Source organism: Alphaproteobacteria bacterium LSUCC0684 (assembly GCA_041228335.1).
Taxonomy (GTDB): Bacteria; Pseudomonadota; Alphaproteobacteria; order Puniceispirillales; family UBA1172.
The window spans coordinates 1,021,621-1,034,951 of the sequence record CP166130.1 but is presented as its reverse complement, the minus strand read 5'-3'; the positions used below and the strand labels follow the sequence as shown (position 1 = coordinate 1,034,951).

Here is a 13,331-nt window from a genome sequence, read left to right as displayed (position 1 = left end):
GAGGTACGTAACTCATGCAAATCAAAAATGACATACGTATGTCAAAAAATTCTAACGCAGAAATTTTTGCTAATGTGCAAATCAGGGAATGTTTTCCCGGGTGATGATATCAATCCTGATACGTTCTTGCGCTTCGAAAATGGCTACGCCGTCGCATTTCGCGCGCAGAACCCGCAGCGTGCTGCGGGCCAGATGCCCCACATTCTGCGCGATGACGACATCAATCTCATCGTTTTGCAGCGCTTCTATTGTATGGGGAGTAATTTCATGGACGATATACACCATATCTTTCAGGCGTCCTGTTTCCCTGAAAATATCGATCAGATAGCGATTACCCGGCCCCATTGAATACACACCCAGCAGATCCGGGTAGGTGGACACGATTCGGTGAATAATGTTTCGCGCCCGTTCAGGATCGTTATGGGTTTCGACCGAAGGCATTACAGTGAGCGAAGAAAACTCGGCAAGCATGACTGCATCAAATCCAAGGCGGCGATCGATATTGTCACGGGAAATCATGGAATTCGTGACAACAAGTATCTTTCCAGTTGTATTATTTGAAAACTTTCCCATGAGATGGGCGGCGGTGCGTCCGGCGGAAACACTGTTGATGCCGACAAAATAATCCCGTTCTGAGCTTGGCAAATCTGAAAGCAGGGCGGCAACAGCGATACCATCGCTTTTGAGCCGGTTAATCGCGTCCCGGACCTGAGGAGTCTCCGGGGCTGTGATCGCAATGCCATCCAGTTGCAAGGTACGAAGATGATGCAGTGTTCGTGCCACGGCATGCGCATCACCGGTAGGGGCGGTGACGATCCGCACGGATACCCGATCGACCATTTGTGCTTCGGCAGCTTCGCGCAAGGCATTTTTCAACGTCTCGTTAAATTGGCTAGCATCGTCAGGCAGGACAATTGCAAATCGATATTCACGCTGGCGTGCAAGATTGGCAGCGGAAGTATCGCGGATATATCCGATGCGTTTGACAGCTTCAAAAACCCGCTTTGCTGTTTGGTCACGAACACCGGTGCGGCGGTTCAGAACACGGTCAACCGTGGCCAGACTTACCCCTGCCTCATTGGCAACATCATGTACCGTTGGCCGCACTACTTTTCTCATCATACCCATAATGTGATAAAGTTTTTGAGTTACGTCAATCAGTTGATTAAGTATACTCGCTGGGGAGATGGCACTGTTCAGTCTCCATAGAGCCTCCGGCTTATTCTGTGTCGTTGCCAAAAGACAGATCGGTTCTATATGCGAAACTCACACGCCGCCATGGCATATTTCAACAGAGGTGCACCGGATCGCAGGCCATTTTAATCTTTCTGAACTGGCCTTACCCCAAAGCAGATACACAAAACGCCAGCCGCCAATGCGCGCGCCTCTGCCCTTGTAGAAAAACTTGCAGACCTTGAGAAGGATCCATTCTGACCTGCGCCTGATAGCGTCCACTTCTTTTACGAATCGACGCCATAAAAACATCCTGTGACACAGTGTAACAGAAGGACTAAAAGGCCTAATTTAAGCCTTTTATGAAACTGAAATTATTATAAAAATGGTGGACGCGGCTGGGATTGAACCAGCGACCCCTACGATGTCAACGTAGTGCTCTCCCGCTGAGCTACGCGTCCCCTGAAAGTGAACATAGCGAAAATCCAGATAGAAGCAAGCCTATGCTGATTGTTTTTTTACATATCTTCGCGCTACAATCCAACTAATTGATGTTAGCATCGCTAATACACCGCTTATTTGTAGGATTAATCGTTGACCACTCCACCTTCGCAGCATGCTATCACAACGGATTGCTCCGCCATGATTGTCCAGCAAATGGAGCAACCGTTTTGTGTTATCCCGCCAAAAGGCAATCGGCAAAGCCAGGTCATTGCTGCCTCCCCCCATAGTGGGCGCAAATATCTAAGCCACTTTATTCATCAGTCAAATCTATCCCTTCAGGAATTGCGTAAGGTTGAAGATGCGGGCATGGATCGCCTCCTGACTTTTCAACCCCTGCCATCGGCGCTCATTCTGGCGGAATTTCCCCGCAGTTTTGTCGATCTGAACCGGCACCCTGATGAGATCGATCATCTTATGTTTGATAATCCGGTGCATTTTGCCAACAAATCCGTAACACGATATCTCAGATCAGGACTTGGTGTGATTCCAAGCAAGGCCGCCAATCAACAGGATATATATACCGATAGCCTGCCCGCAGCCGAAGCGGATTTTAGGCTTGGTCAGTTCTATCGGCCATATCATCAGGAACTTGAAAAACTGATTACGATGGCAAGAACACAAGGCCACGCCCTGCTGATTGACTGTCATTCCATGCCTTCCGGGTTGTTTGGCATTCATAGCGACGTAATCATCGGCAGTAACCACGGTCAATCCACGCTAAACTGGATCGTGAATGAAGCGCAGGCGTATTTTACCCGCGAAGGCATGACGGTAAAACTGAATGCTCCCTTTGCTGGCGGATATATTACTCGTCACTATGGGCAACCGGATAACGGGGTTTCGGCGTTGCAGATCGAAATCTGCCGCTCGCTCTACCTTGACGAAACAAACCAGACGCTAAAGGATGGCTGGCAGGAAACCGCATCCATTCTCACCCGTTTTATCATGCGAATGGATGAAATGATGTCACGCTACAAAAACGGCTAAGCCTTTTTCTTTGTGGAAAAGCGCAAAGGATCAACCACCCTTTCCATCCCAAGATCAAGCGGTGATGGCTCCCCTGTAATCCTTGAAGCAACAAATTCACCAAGCAGAGGGCCGGTTACCATTCCCCGCGCGCCCAATGCAGTCAAAATAAAAAGACCGTCTTCAATCTGCCCGGCAAGCGGCTGGCGATCAGGTGACGCAAGGCGCAAACTTGTCCGTCCACCCCAGTTACTAAATTCAGAAGAAGGAAAGGGCAACATTTTGGCGGGCAGCAGCCCAAGATTAGCCTCATGGACTATCTCTTCCAATTCTGGCATGGGTAAAGCCGGATCATGATGGTCAAAGCTTGCACCGAGTGCCGTGCCGCCGTCCGGCATCTCAGCCATATATCCGCCAAAGCTCATACCGCTTTGGGGTGCTTTAAGCAGATGATCAGGTATATGGCTGACATGCCCCGCAGTTACTTGAAACCCAGGCAGAACCTTCTCTTTTGGATGGATGAGAAGAGGCAAGCCTGCGCCCATCGCAATCACCACTATATCAGAGAATATTGGGCCGGTATCCGTCTGGATTTTCCAACATGAAAGCTGTTTGGTGATGGAACGAACGACCACTTCAGGGCAGAAATCGATATCCCCAAGGAGAAATTGAACAAGGCGCGTCGGGATTGCGGTCCCGCCTTCGGGAAATACCATTCCTCCAAGTCCTGTCTTATACCCGGTAATCGCCTCTGCTTCGGTGCAATCCACCAGGCGGAAGACAGTTTCAGGCCAACCGAGCGATGCGAGCTTGGACTGCCTGATCTTTTCCCGCTCATTCCAGGCAAGGAGAACTGTTTTATCCGCAACACTTGCACCACTCTCCCGTGCAAGAGCGCGCGCGTATCCATAGGCTGTAAGTGACAGACGGGCCGCAGATGTATCTGTCGCCGTCAGCCGAGGCGCCTGCACGGCTATCCTGTTCCCCGACGCTCCATCAGCTGAACCGGCACTACACCCAAACACCGTGACATCATATCCGCGCCGTCTTAGCCCTGCTGCAACCGAGGCCCCGGCAATACCAGCACCGATTACCGCGACATGGCCTGAATGCGTAGGAATTTCTTCCGGCAAGCCATCGTATTCAGCGATGATGCGGTGACGTTTGGCCCCATACCCTTTAAGTCGGTGAACACGGAACCCGGCTTCTTCCAGTCCTCGACGCACGTGTCCGGCAGCGGTAAAACTGGCGAGAGTTCCCTTTTCAGCGGTATGGGATGCAATAAGCCCGAACAGATCACCTGCCCACATATCCGGATTCAGCGCTGGAGCAAACCCATCAAGAAACCAGGCATCAGCGCGAAAATCTGCCTTTTTGATCATGGCGGTACTATCACCATAAAGAAGTTCCAGCACAACATTGCCGCCGTTCAATACGACCCGATGCCGTCCTGGCCAGCGAGGTGGTAGATGCGTGATCAGCGTTTCACAGTTTTTCGCCAGTTCAGGGAAACACGACAACGACTTTCGTATCATCTTGCCATCAAGAGGTGCCAGCTCTGTCGCAATATATGTAAGTCGCGGGGCAGAGCTGCCAAACTGATCAAGAAGGGCAAGTGTTGCAAGGAAATTAAGCCCTGTTCCAAACCCTGTTTCTGCGATGGTGAAATGACCACGCCCGGGCATGCGCTCGGGGAGTTGATTGCCTTCTATAAACACATGACGTGTTTCGGCCAAACCATCCGAAATTGAGAAATAGATGTCTCCAAATCGGCGACTGACCAGCGCGGTCATCCCGTTCCTGTCTTCGATTTCAACATCAGCTGGCAGAAGTCGCTCAATCATAAAACTGGCTTAGCAGAAGCGAGACTGGCAAGCCAGTCTTGGGGGTGATTTCTCTAATCAATCCGCCCCCGCAAGGTGATTGGCAATTGCGCAAGCATAAACACCCCGCTCAGCGGCGCAAAGACAAATGTCTTAACCCATACCCACCCGGTGCTGTCAAGGTTACGCCAGGCAAGCTCATTGGCCATTGCAAGAAAACCGAAGAAAATCCCCCAGCGAAGGCTTAACGTCATCCAGGTTTGATTATCGAGATTAAACTGTTGTCCAAAGAAATACTTCATCACAGCAATCCTGCGGATCACGCCGACGAGAAGGACAAAACTGAAAATTCCATTGAATATTGTTGGCTGAATCTTGATAAATGTCTCCTCCCCACTAATGATAGCAATTAAGGTGAAGGTTGCCGATAAGAGCACTGTAAAAATTGGAAAAAATGCAACTCGATGCTGAGCGATCCAGCCATGGAGAAGAATTATCACCCCAACACCACTTGAGAGCCCTGCGGCTACAAAAAGCCCAAACCATTCATAGCCAATAAAGAAGACGACAAGAGGCAGTATTTCCATGAAAAAGGCGAAAAGCCGCATCGAAATTACCAGGATGAAAGGTCAAGAGGGCCAAGCGTCTCTGCAGCCTTCCCCCTCAAAAACACAAGCGTAACGGAACCGATTTCAACACCAAATTTTTTGACATAGGCGCGGTTAATTGCGACATGCTCATCCTGCTGGTAGATCCAGTCATTGAACTTGACTCGAAGTGTGTTGCCGCCAGTTTCCAGATCAATAATATAAGACCAGTTCAGCGCGTTACCAGCAACAGCACCTGTGGCAACCCCCACAATATCCTCAGCCTCACCTCTATACTGGATATTGCCCTCAGCATCTCTGCCCATGTTGGTGATCATCCAAATACGATTTGCCTTCTCTCCATCATCGTAGAGAAAATCTTCATCAAGGATGAGTGTATTTCCATCCACCTTGCCCGTGATGTTTACCCGGAACTGGCGGCGCAACTTGCCAAAACGATCTTCGAAAATACCGTATGCCACCGTTTGTCCGGCAAAGAATTCTTCCAAGGAAAACATGGGTTTTCTATCTTTCATTTCTGATAAACTGTTCTCGCTGCAACCGGCCATCACAAACATTAACATCATCGTGGCAAAAGCATGTTTCAGGCTGCGCATATCAAATCTCGCTGAATGAAATCCAATCATAGCCTAAAATTAGATCACTTTGCTTCCCTGGGAAGGGTTAGTGTCCTGCTTCGTGCGTATCGAAAGTGTTGACGATCTTCTTTACGATCATACTCTCAACTTGAGCCGCAAATTCCTGGTAATGCGCACTTTCCAGATGGAGATCAAAAGCAACCCTGTCCCTGTAAAGTTCATAGAGAAAAATATGATCAGGCTGGTTTGCTTCATAGGCAATATCAAATTGATGGCAACCATCCTCAAGCCGGCGTGAGTTCACTGCCTGTGCACGCATGAGACGCATAAAGTCATCAACGCTTTCTGGATTTATCTCAAAACTGACCGTCACGACATACATGTTAAAACTCTCTATGTAAGATGATTGAGTATTGCTTTCGTCATCGCTTTTGTACCCATATTGCCACCAAATTCAATCGGGCGTAGCTCATGGCTGGCAAAACCGCTTTCTACAGCCCGCTCAATCCGCACCGCCGCCTCGGCAAACCCAGCATGTCCTGATTTTTCCGCAAGATAATCCAGCAACAAGCCTGCACTCAAAATGGTTGCAATCGGATTGGCCTTATCCTGACCCATGATATCGGGGGCGCTTCCATGGGCAGGTTGGAAAAGGCCGGTATGATCCCCGATTTCCGCGCAAGGCGCCATCCCCATCCCGCCGACAAGCCCGGCGGCAAGATCAGAAAGTATATCACCGAACATGTTCTCTGTAACGAGGACATCAAACCTCCATGGCTTACGGATCAATTCAAGCGCCATGGCATCCACATAAGAATATAGCCGTGGAATAGCGGGATAATTTTCCGCAACTTCATCAAAAATTTTTCGGAAAAAGGCAAAAGCTCTAAAGACATTGGCTTTATCAACGCAAGTGACGCTGTGCCCTTTGCCTAGATTTTTCCGCTTTTCTGCCAGGCGAAAAGCAAAATGATGCAACCGTTCAGAAGTGGAACGGGTGATCCGAAGCATTTCCTCAACGGCATCATCCCCCTCAACCTTGCTCCTTGCATGAACTGCAGCAGAATAGAAAAGTCCTTCGGTGCTTTCCCTTATCAGTACAAGATCAATCTTGGCGGCTTCTGGCGCCACTAGCTTTGGTGGCACATTAGGGAAAGCACGGACCGGCCGAACTCCGGCATAAAGACCATATTGATCTCTGAGACGGAGATGCGGAGAAATCTCCGTCCCATCCTGGTAACGTATCTTTGGCAAACCGATTGCACCAAGAAAAATGGCATCTGCTTGCCCAGCACGTTCTTCTCCACCCTTTTCAATATCGCAGCCGGTTTCGGTGAAATATGCTGCCCCTGCGTCAAGAGAAATACATTCAGGCGTGGGAAGACCGCTGAGCAAAAGCGCCTTTTCCATAACCGCAAGACCGGCATCAATGCAGTCACCGCCTATGCCATCTCCGCGGATAACCGCAATGCTTGTTTTCATGCCTCAACCCCTTTGCTGAAACGGTATGGTGACATGGCATTGCAAGTTGCCGTATCGGGAGTAGGCGTCTGCCCCATAAGGAGATCAAAAGCATATTGAGCCATTGCAGGAGATGTCTGGATACCATACCCGCCCTGACCGGCCAGCCAGAAAAAACCGGCGTGTTGAGGGTCAAATCCAGCAACAGGATTATGATCTGGCGCAAAACTCCTAAGACCTGCCCAACGATGACTCACCCGCGTCACCTTGCAGGTAGTAGCATTTTCAAATCGGTGTATGCCCATGGCCAGCACCATGTCATCGGGATATATATCCTGGGCTTCAACAGGGTCTTCATCCGCAGGCGAGACCATTAGATTGCCGGCATCTGGGCGGCAATACCAGTCTTCACTGGCAGAAGCAACCAGAGGCCATCGGCTGATATCATGGCCATCCGGTGGCGGGATCAAGGCAGCTGACCGCCGCATAGGCTGAATGCCCTTGGGGTCTATATCAGCCAGCATTGCCACCTGATCTGCCCAGCCGCCTGCCGCATTTATGACAACCGGCGCACTGACTTTCCCGATTGCCGTTTCAACACGCCAGCTTCCCCTTTCCCATTTCATGTCTTGTACCCTGGCTCGGGTGATAATCTCCCCACCCTGGCGCCTGAGTATCGCTGCATATCCCTGAAATAAAGCTGCAACATTTATATCTGCAGCCCCGGCTTCATAGGCGGCAGCATGGATATATTGCGGGTTCAGAATTGGCATGAGATCAACCGCCGCTCTTGCGTCGATCCGTTCCATGCCCTCGCTACCATCGAGGTATTTTTCAAGATCGGGAATTTCATCTTCCCGCGCGACAATAAGCTCCCCTCTTGGCGATAGCAAAGGTGCATCGGTAATACCGGCCGGATTTTCAAATACAGACCCCGATAGTTTTGTCATCACTCGTATGGCGGGAGGGCCGTAATTGGCAATATACATCGCCGCCGAGCGACCGGTTGAGTGAAAACCAATCACATCCTCGGATTCCAACACAACAACACTTGCTTCTGCCGAAAGCAAAGCTGCGACACTGATCCCCGCGATGCCGCCGCCAATGACGCAGAAATCCGCTTCGGCGCGCATGTGCTAGCGGCCACGCTTTTCAAATCTGGGGAGCATGGCAGAAAAATCCATGCCCCGACCGTCTTCTTCCTCCACAAATATACGATAAAGTTCCGCTGCCGCCGCACCGAGAGGTGTATCGGCATTAGCGGTTTTTGCGGCCATTTGCGACAGGTTGAGATCCTTGAGCATAAGCTCGGCGGCAAACCCGGGACGATAGCTGTTATCCGCGGGAGATTTAGGGCCTACTCCTGGCGCGGGACAATAGACATTCATGGTCCAGCTATATCCTGAGGATGTGCTTACAACATCAAACATCTTCTGCCGGTCCAGCCCCAACTTGTCTGCGAGAGCAAATGCTTCACAGGTTCCTATCATGGTAATCCCGAGGATCATATTATTGCAGATCTTCGCGGCCTGCCCGGAACCACTGCCACCGCAATGAACCGCTTTCTGGCCCATAATATCAAAAAGTGGGGCTGCTTTTTCAAAAGCATCGTTGCTACCGCCGGCCATGAACGTCAATGTTCCGGCTTCGGCTCCGCCTACACCACCGGATACTGGCGCATCCACCGGTAAAAGCCCTGCAGCCTCCGCCATCTCGGCTACAGCACGGGCACTTTCGACATCTACGGTAGAACAATCAACAAACCCTGTCCCAGGCTCCATATGCGGAATTATTTCCTCGGCAACCTTACGCAGGACCGCACCATCTGGCAGCATGGTGATGACTACATCCCGGCCTGATACAGCTTCGGCTGCGGTCAAGACCATCGTGACGTTTTCAATAGAAATCTTCGCAACATCATAACCGGTTACGTCATAGCCGGCCTTGACCAGATTTGCGGCCATGGGCGCTCCCATGTTTCCAAGACCAATGAAACCGATGCGCATTTCACTTCCTCCAATTATTACATTCCCACCTTACCAGCACGGGAGAAGAGCTCAACAGCAATTAAGGACGGCATGATCGGGTAGCATCTGCCAGATCATACATCAGTGTAGCATAGAGATTGGCACCTGGAGGGATATCCTGTCCAATTGGGTCAAGCTCAAGAACTGGAATATCATCGATCATTGCCAGTGCATTCACGAGCCGTAAGGAATATTGCGGTTCGGCAAAAATGCAATCGGCCTGATGGTCTTCGACCAGATGCCGCAACCGCAACAGTCGTGAAGGCGTAATCTGTCCGTCATGGTGATCAAGAATGCTGGAAATAACCTTAAGATCATATCTTTTTTCAAAATACTGATAGGCATCATGAAAAACAATAAACTGCTGACCCTTATACGCATTAAGTTTCTTATGAATATCCAGATGCAATTGCCCCAGGTCATCATAAGCCTTTTGTGCATTGGCGAGAAAAGTAGGCGCATAGGCAGGATAGGCTTCACCCAGGATTTCCGCAATAGGTAATAGCGTTTGCCTTGCCCGAAGTGGGTCAAGCCAAAAATGAAAGTCAACGATCGCACCAGGCCCGTGATAATGATCGTGGCTATCGAGCATATCGTGATCATGCGTTTTCTTGTGGCCATCATCTCCACCATGACCATCATGATCATGTTCGTCATGATCTTCGAGCTTTTGATGATCGTCATCTTCATGTTGATCTTTGTGATCATGATCGTGATCATGATCGTGATGGTCATCGTGATCACCATGCCGATGAAAAGTTCCGATTTCTGCCGAAATAAACTCATCATCGCGACGGCGAGTCAACAGACTCAACTCCTTGATAGAGGCAATCTGGAAGATCTTGGCATCGCTATTTTCCAGCATTTTGGTGAGACCTGTTTCCATCCCCTCATGAATAATGAAAATCACCTCTGACTGGGCCATGATGCGGCGCTGAGAAGGTTTGAGGGAAAATCCATGGGGCGATGCCCCATCACCCATGATAAGCATGGGTTCACCCATCTCTCCCATCACCATCGACACCAGTGAATGAATTGGCTTGATGCTCACAGACACCCTTAAATTTTCAGCCAATGCCGCCTTCGTACCCATCAGGGTCAATGAAAGCACAATCAACACCCTGGACAGAAATCGGGTCGGTAAGAACATAATTGCCTCGTTAAGGAAAAAGGTGGATATCATTTTTTGTTATGTTATAACATTACTTAAACAAGAGGAACCCAAAAGATGACATTTTGTCAGGATCATCGTTCTTGCCGCAGGACTGCGCTCAAAGCAGCGGAGATGATTTGCTCACGCAACGGAACCAGGCTGACCAAAATTCGTCGGCGGGTACTTGAAATGATCTGGGAAAGCCATCAGCCGATCAAGGCATATGATCTTCTCCAAAAAATCAGTGAAGATAACTTTTCCATGAGCGCCGCACCACCGACAGTCTATCGAGCGCTGGATTTTCTCATCGATGAAGGTCTTGTGCATAAAATAGACAGCATGAACGCCTATGTCGGTTGCATCCATCCAGAACAGCGTCATGATTGTTATTTCATGATCTGCCGCGATTGTGGCACCGCTGCAGAATGTTGTAATACCGACCTGGCTGAAGCGATTGGCAATGCCGCGAAGCACCATCGTTTTACTCCAACCGTCACCACGCTTGAGATATTGGGCACCTGCACCCAGTGCCAGGGCAATGCCGCATGAATGCGCTTATCGCAGCTGAAAATCTGACGGTATACCGAGACAGAAGACCGCTTCTTGATCGCGTTTCAATTGAAGTTGTGCCCTCAGATTTTCTGACTATTATCGGCCCAAATGGCGCCGGAAAAACCACCCTCCTTCGTTGTCTTGCTGGCGTGATGAAACCTGATGACGGGGTGATACGCCGCCGAGCAGGACTGCGGACAAGCTATATCCCGCAACGTATGACCGCTGAAGCAAGCCTGCCGATGGACGTGAAGTCTTTCCTTAAGCTGAACACCCGATCCAGCCAGCATGATCTGGACGAAGTTGCCACTGAAACCGATATTAATTCCCTTATGAACCGGTCTATCCATGTCCTTTCCGGAGGAGAATGGCAGCGTGTTCTGCTGGCGCGTTCGCTGATCAACAGACCTGATCTTATCATCCTTGACGAGCCTGCCCAGAATCTTGACCTTTCTGGCCAGCTTGCATTTTACGAACATTTGAACCGTGTCCACAGGGAGCGGAATATTGCCCTTGTCATGGTTTCGCATGATCTGCATATGGTCATGGCCTCCACCCGAAAGGTTGTGTGCCTTTATCATCATGTGTGCTGTTCAGGAGAGCCCACTGCAGTTACCCGGGATCCAGAGTTTATCCAGCTTTTCGGTAAGGATATGGCCCGAATGATGGCCGTCTATCAGCATGACCATGATCACCATCATGATCATGATCACCCTGCTGCACAGGATCAGTGACAATGGATAGTTTTATTCTTATGGCACTGATCGCCGGCACAGGTATTGCCATTGTTACCGGCGTTATGGGCTGCTTTGTTGTCTGGAGACGGATGGCCTATTTTGGTGACTCCCTCGCCCATAGCGCAATGCTTGGGATAGCTATCGGTTTCGGTTTCGGGATAGGCATTTCAACCGGCATCCTTCTGGTATGTTCAGGCTTTGCAATCCTCCTACTCTGGCTGCAGCAACGCGGCGTTCTCGCAACAGATACCCTTCTTGGAATACTGGCCCATGGAGCGCTTTCCTCCGGGGTAGTTCTGATCAGTCTCTCCGGAATTAGCGTTGATCTTCATGCCCTTCTTTTTGGTGATATCCTGACGGTGATGCCGACGGATATTGCTGTAATTCTTGGTGGTGGAACGCTCGTACTGATCCTGGTGTATACTGTCTGGCCACGCCTTGTGCTCATGACATTAAGTGAAGACCTGGCCAGCGCCGAAGGCATTGATATTTTCCGGATGCGGTTACTCTTTCTATTTCTCATGACGCTGGTTGTTGCTGTATCAGTTCGCATGGTTGGAATTCTGCTCATCACATCAATGCTCATCATCCCGGCCGCGACCGCACGCCCTTTTGCTCGCAGTCCTGAAACAATGGCATTGCTGGCGGTGCTTGTAGGCATTATCGGGGTCATTTCAGGGGTCAATCTGTCGCTAGCCGCAGACATCCCCACCGGCCCGAGTATCGTGCTTATCCTGACAAGTCTTTTCGCCTTCAGCATGATCGCAAGCGCTCTATCTGCCCGGCTTCAAATACGCTAGGATAGAGCGGTCTTTTTGTGGAGGGTATCTTGGATTACCGCAATGTGATGGATAAAGACACCTGGGATTTCATTGAGACAACCCAAAGTTTCTACCCAGATTCCCGCAATGATCTGACGATTGAAGATCAACGGCAAATTTACACATCGCTCTGCACTCATTTTGCGAAAAGTCGCCCGGAAGGGGTTACATCAGAAGATCAGAAACTTGGTGATGTGCCTGTCCGCCGCTATCGCACCAGCGTTGCCCATGCCCGGGTAATCTACTTTCATGGTGGCGGGTTTGTTGTCGGCGGCCTGGATAGTCATGATGATATCTGCGCGGAGATTTGTAACACGACGCAACTTGAAGTGATTGCCGTTGATTATCGCCTTGCCCCGGAACACAAACATCCCGCCGCGCTCGAAGACTGTCTTGCGGTTTTGGATGCCGTTCTTGGTGAAGATGACACCCCTTTTCTGCTGGCGGGGGACAGCGCGGGTGCCTGGCTCGCTGCCATGGTTTCCGTCGCACGGCCGGGCAAACCCATAGGCCAGGTATTGATCTACCCGATGCTTGGCGGCGCACTTGATCAGGGGAGTTACATGACCCATGCCAATGCCCCCCTTCTCAGCACCGAACAAGTGGCGATATACTGGCAGACATATTTTGATTGCCCCCATAACAGGAATAACCTGACGCCGCCGATGGCGCTTGCTGATCTTGGGAAATCGCCCCCGACTTTCATGCTTGCCGCAGGCTGCGATCCGCTGGCTTCAGACACACCTGACTTTGCCCGAAAGATCGGTCTTTCCGGCGGCAAGGTCGCGTTCAAGATTGCCGATGGTCTTCCCCATGGGTTTTTGAGGGGGCGTCACACTGCCGCCGCGGCTAAAGAGAGTTTTGATGAAATCACCTCGGCCATCACGGCGCTCAGCCGCCTAGAGTGGCCCTATTGATCTTATCGGCA

The 13,331-nt window shown here is 50.4% G+C and carries 14 protein-coding genes and 1 tRNA gene; 5 read left to right on the top strand and 10 right to left on the bottom strand.

The genetic code is table 11. The features are described 5' to 3' along the window. Window positions 1–81 precede the first annotated feature (81 nt). Both AB8880_04860 and AB8880_04855 read right to left on the bottom strand, forming a co-directional pair. Window positions 82–1,107, bottom strand: coding sequence for a LacI family DNA-binding transcriptional regulator (locus tag AB8880_04860; protein XDZ66727.1), 1,026 nt, complete (start codon window positions 1,105–1,107; stop codon window positions 82–84). Window positions 1,108–1,559: 452 nt separating this feature from the next. Next, window positions 1,560–1,634 (bottom strand) — tRNA-Val (locus AB8880_04855). A 181-nt stretch (window positions 1,635–1,815) separates the two neighbouring features. On the opposite strand from AB8880_04855, the gene AB8880_04850 reads away from it, so the two are divergent. Next, on the top strand, window positions 1,816–2,664 hold the full coding sequence (locus tag AB8880_04850) for an N-formylglutamate amidohydrolase (GenBank protein ID XDZ66726.1): 849 nt from the start codon (window positions 1,816–1,818) through the stop codon (window positions 2,662–2,664). Here the strand turns inward: AB8880_04850 and mnmC are convergent. The 8 genes from mnmC to AB8880_04810 all read right to left on the bottom strand — a co-directional run bounded on the left by mnmC (window position 2,661) and on the right by AB8880_04810 (window position 10,323). After that, window positions 2,661–4,487, bottom strand: a complete 1,827-nt coding sequence (gene mnmC / locus AB8880_04845) for an FAD-dependent 5-carboxymethylaminomethyl-2-thiouridine(34) oxidoreductase MnmC (GenBank protein ID XDZ66725.1) — start codon at window positions 4,485–4,487, stop codon at window positions 2,661–2,663. The genes AB8880_04850 and mnmC overlap by 4 nt on opposite strands. 53 nt (window positions 4,488–4,540) lie before the next feature. Further along, on the bottom strand, window positions 4,541–5,074 hold the full coding sequence (locus AB8880_04840; protein ID XDZ66724.1) for an inner membrane-spanning protein YciB: 534 nt from the start codon (window positions 5,072–5,074) through the stop codon (window positions 4,541–4,543). A 5-nt stretch (window positions 5,075–5,079) separates the two neighbouring features. Further along, a complete protein-coding gene (locus tag AB8880_04835) occupies window positions 5,080–5,670 on the bottom strand; it encodes a DUF3833 domain-containing protein (GenBank protein XDZ66723.1) in 591 nt (196 codons plus the stop codon). A gap of 67 nt (window positions 5,671–5,737) precedes the next feature. Continuing rightward, window positions 5,738–6,034 carry a putative quinol monooxygenase gene (locus AB8880_04830; GenBank protein ID XDZ66722.1) on the bottom strand — a complete coding sequence of 99 codons (297 nt, stop codon included), beginning with the start codon at window positions 6,032–6,034 and terminating at the stop codon, window positions 5,738–5,740. Window positions 6,035–6,045: 11 nt separating this feature from the next. Continuing rightward, complete coding sequence (locus AB8880_04825) at window positions 6,046–7,134, bottom strand: isocitrate/isopropylmalate dehydrogenase family protein (GenBank protein XDZ66721.1); 1,089 nt, start codon at window positions 7,132–7,134, stop codon at window positions 6,046–6,048. After that, complete coding sequence (locus AB8880_04820; protein ID XDZ66720.1) at window positions 7,131–8,246, bottom strand: NAD(P)/FAD-dependent oxidoreductase; 1,116 nt, start codon at window positions 8,244–8,246, stop codon at window positions 7,131–7,133. The genes AB8880_04825 and AB8880_04820 overlap by 4 nt, the downstream gene beginning before the upstream one ends. Window positions 8,247–8,249: 3 nt before the next feature. Beyond that, window positions 8,250–9,119, bottom strand: a complete 870-nt coding sequence (gene mmsB, locus AB8880_04815; GenBank protein XDZ66719.1) for a 3-hydroxyisobutyrate dehydrogenase — start codon at window positions 9,117–9,119, stop codon at window positions 8,250–8,252. Window positions 9,120–9,180: 61 nt separating this feature from the next. Then, a complete protein-coding gene (locus AB8880_04810) occupies window positions 9,181–10,323 on the bottom strand; it encodes a zinc ABC transporter substrate-binding protein (GenBank protein ID XDZ66718.1) in 1,143 nt (380 codons plus the stop codon). 159 nt (window positions 10,324–10,482) lie between these two features. Here AB8880_04810 and AB8880_04805 point away from each other — a divergent pair, with 159 nt between their 5' ends. From AB8880_04805 to AB8880_04790, 4 genes are read left to right on the top strand one after another with little or no spacing between them, the layout of a single operon-like run. Further along, window positions 10,483–10,842, top strand: a complete 360-nt coding sequence (locus tag AB8880_04805) for a Fur family transcriptional regulator (protein XDZ66717.1) — start codon at window positions 10,483–10,485, stop codon at window positions 10,840–10,842. Continuing rightward, window positions 10,839–11,579: an ATP-binding cassette domain-containing protein gene (locus AB8880_04800; GenBank protein XDZ66716.1), complete on the top strand. Its 741-nt coding sequence runs from the start codon at window positions 10,839–10,841 to the stop codon at window positions 11,577–11,579. Before AB8880_04805 ends, AB8880_04800 begins: the two co-directional genes overlap by 4 nt. 2 nt (window positions 11,580–11,581) lie before the next feature. Next, on the top strand, window positions 11,582–12,382 hold the full coding sequence (locus AB8880_04795) for a metal ABC transporter permease (GenBank protein ID XDZ66715.1): 801 nt from the start codon (window positions 11,582–11,584) through the stop codon (window positions 12,380–12,382). 29 nt (window positions 12,383–12,411) lie between these two features. Then, window positions 12,412–13,320 (top strand): alpha/beta hydrolase, encoded by a 909-nt coding sequence (locus AB8880_04790; GenBank protein ID XDZ66714.1) that lies wholly within the window; start codon window positions 12,412–12,414, stop codon window positions 13,318–13,320. Window positions 13,321–13,331: the final 11 nt, after the last annotated feature.

Bases quoted from the DNA above. Each gene is read 5' to 3' on its own strand.
- AB8880_04850 (XDZ66726.1), top strand. From the start codon at position 1,816: ATGATTGTCCAGCAAATGGAGCAACCGTTTTGTGTTATCCCGCCAAAA.
- mnmC (XDZ66725.1), bottom strand. From the start codon at position 4,487: ATGATTGAGCGACTTCTGCCAGCTGATGTTGAAATCGAAGACAGGAAC.
- AB8880_04840 (XDZ66724.1), bottom strand. From the start codon at position 5,074: ATGCGGCTTTTCGCCTTTTTCATGGAAATACTGCCTCTTGTCGTCTTC.
- AB8880_04835 (XDZ66723.1), bottom strand. From the start codon at position 5,670: ATGCGCAGCCTGAAACATGCTTTTGCCACGATGATGTTAATGTTTGTG.
- AB8880_04830 (XDZ66722.1), bottom strand. From the start codon at position 6,034: ATGTATGTCGTGACGGTCAGTTTTGAGATAAATCCAGAAAGCGTTGAT.
- AB8880_04825 (XDZ66721.1), bottom strand. From the start codon at position 7,134: ATGAAAACAAGCATTGCGGTTATCCGCGGAGATGGCATAGGCGGTGAC.
- AB8880_04820 (XDZ66720.1), bottom strand. From the start codon at position 8,246: ATGCGCGCCGAAGCGGATTTCTGCGTCATTGGCGGCGGCATCGCGGGG.
- mmsB (XDZ66719.1), bottom strand. From the start codon at position 9,119: ATGCGCATCGGTTTCATTGGTCTTGGAAACATGGGAGCGCCCATGGCC.
- AB8880_04810 (XDZ66718.1), bottom strand. From the start codon at position 10,323: ATGATATCCACCTTTTTCCTTAACGAGGCAATTATGTTCTTACCGACC.
- AB8880_04805 (XDZ66717.1), top strand. From the start codon at position 10,483: ATGATCTGGGAAAGCCATCAGCCGATCAAGGCATATGATCTTCTCCAA.
- AB8880_04800 (XDZ66716.1), top strand. From the start codon at position 10,839: ATGAATGCGCTTATCGCAGCTGAAAATCTGACGGTATACCGAGACAGA.
- AB8880_04795 (XDZ66715.1), top strand. From the start codon at position 11,582: ATGGATAGTTTTATTCTTATGGCACTGATCGCCGGCACAGGTATTGCC.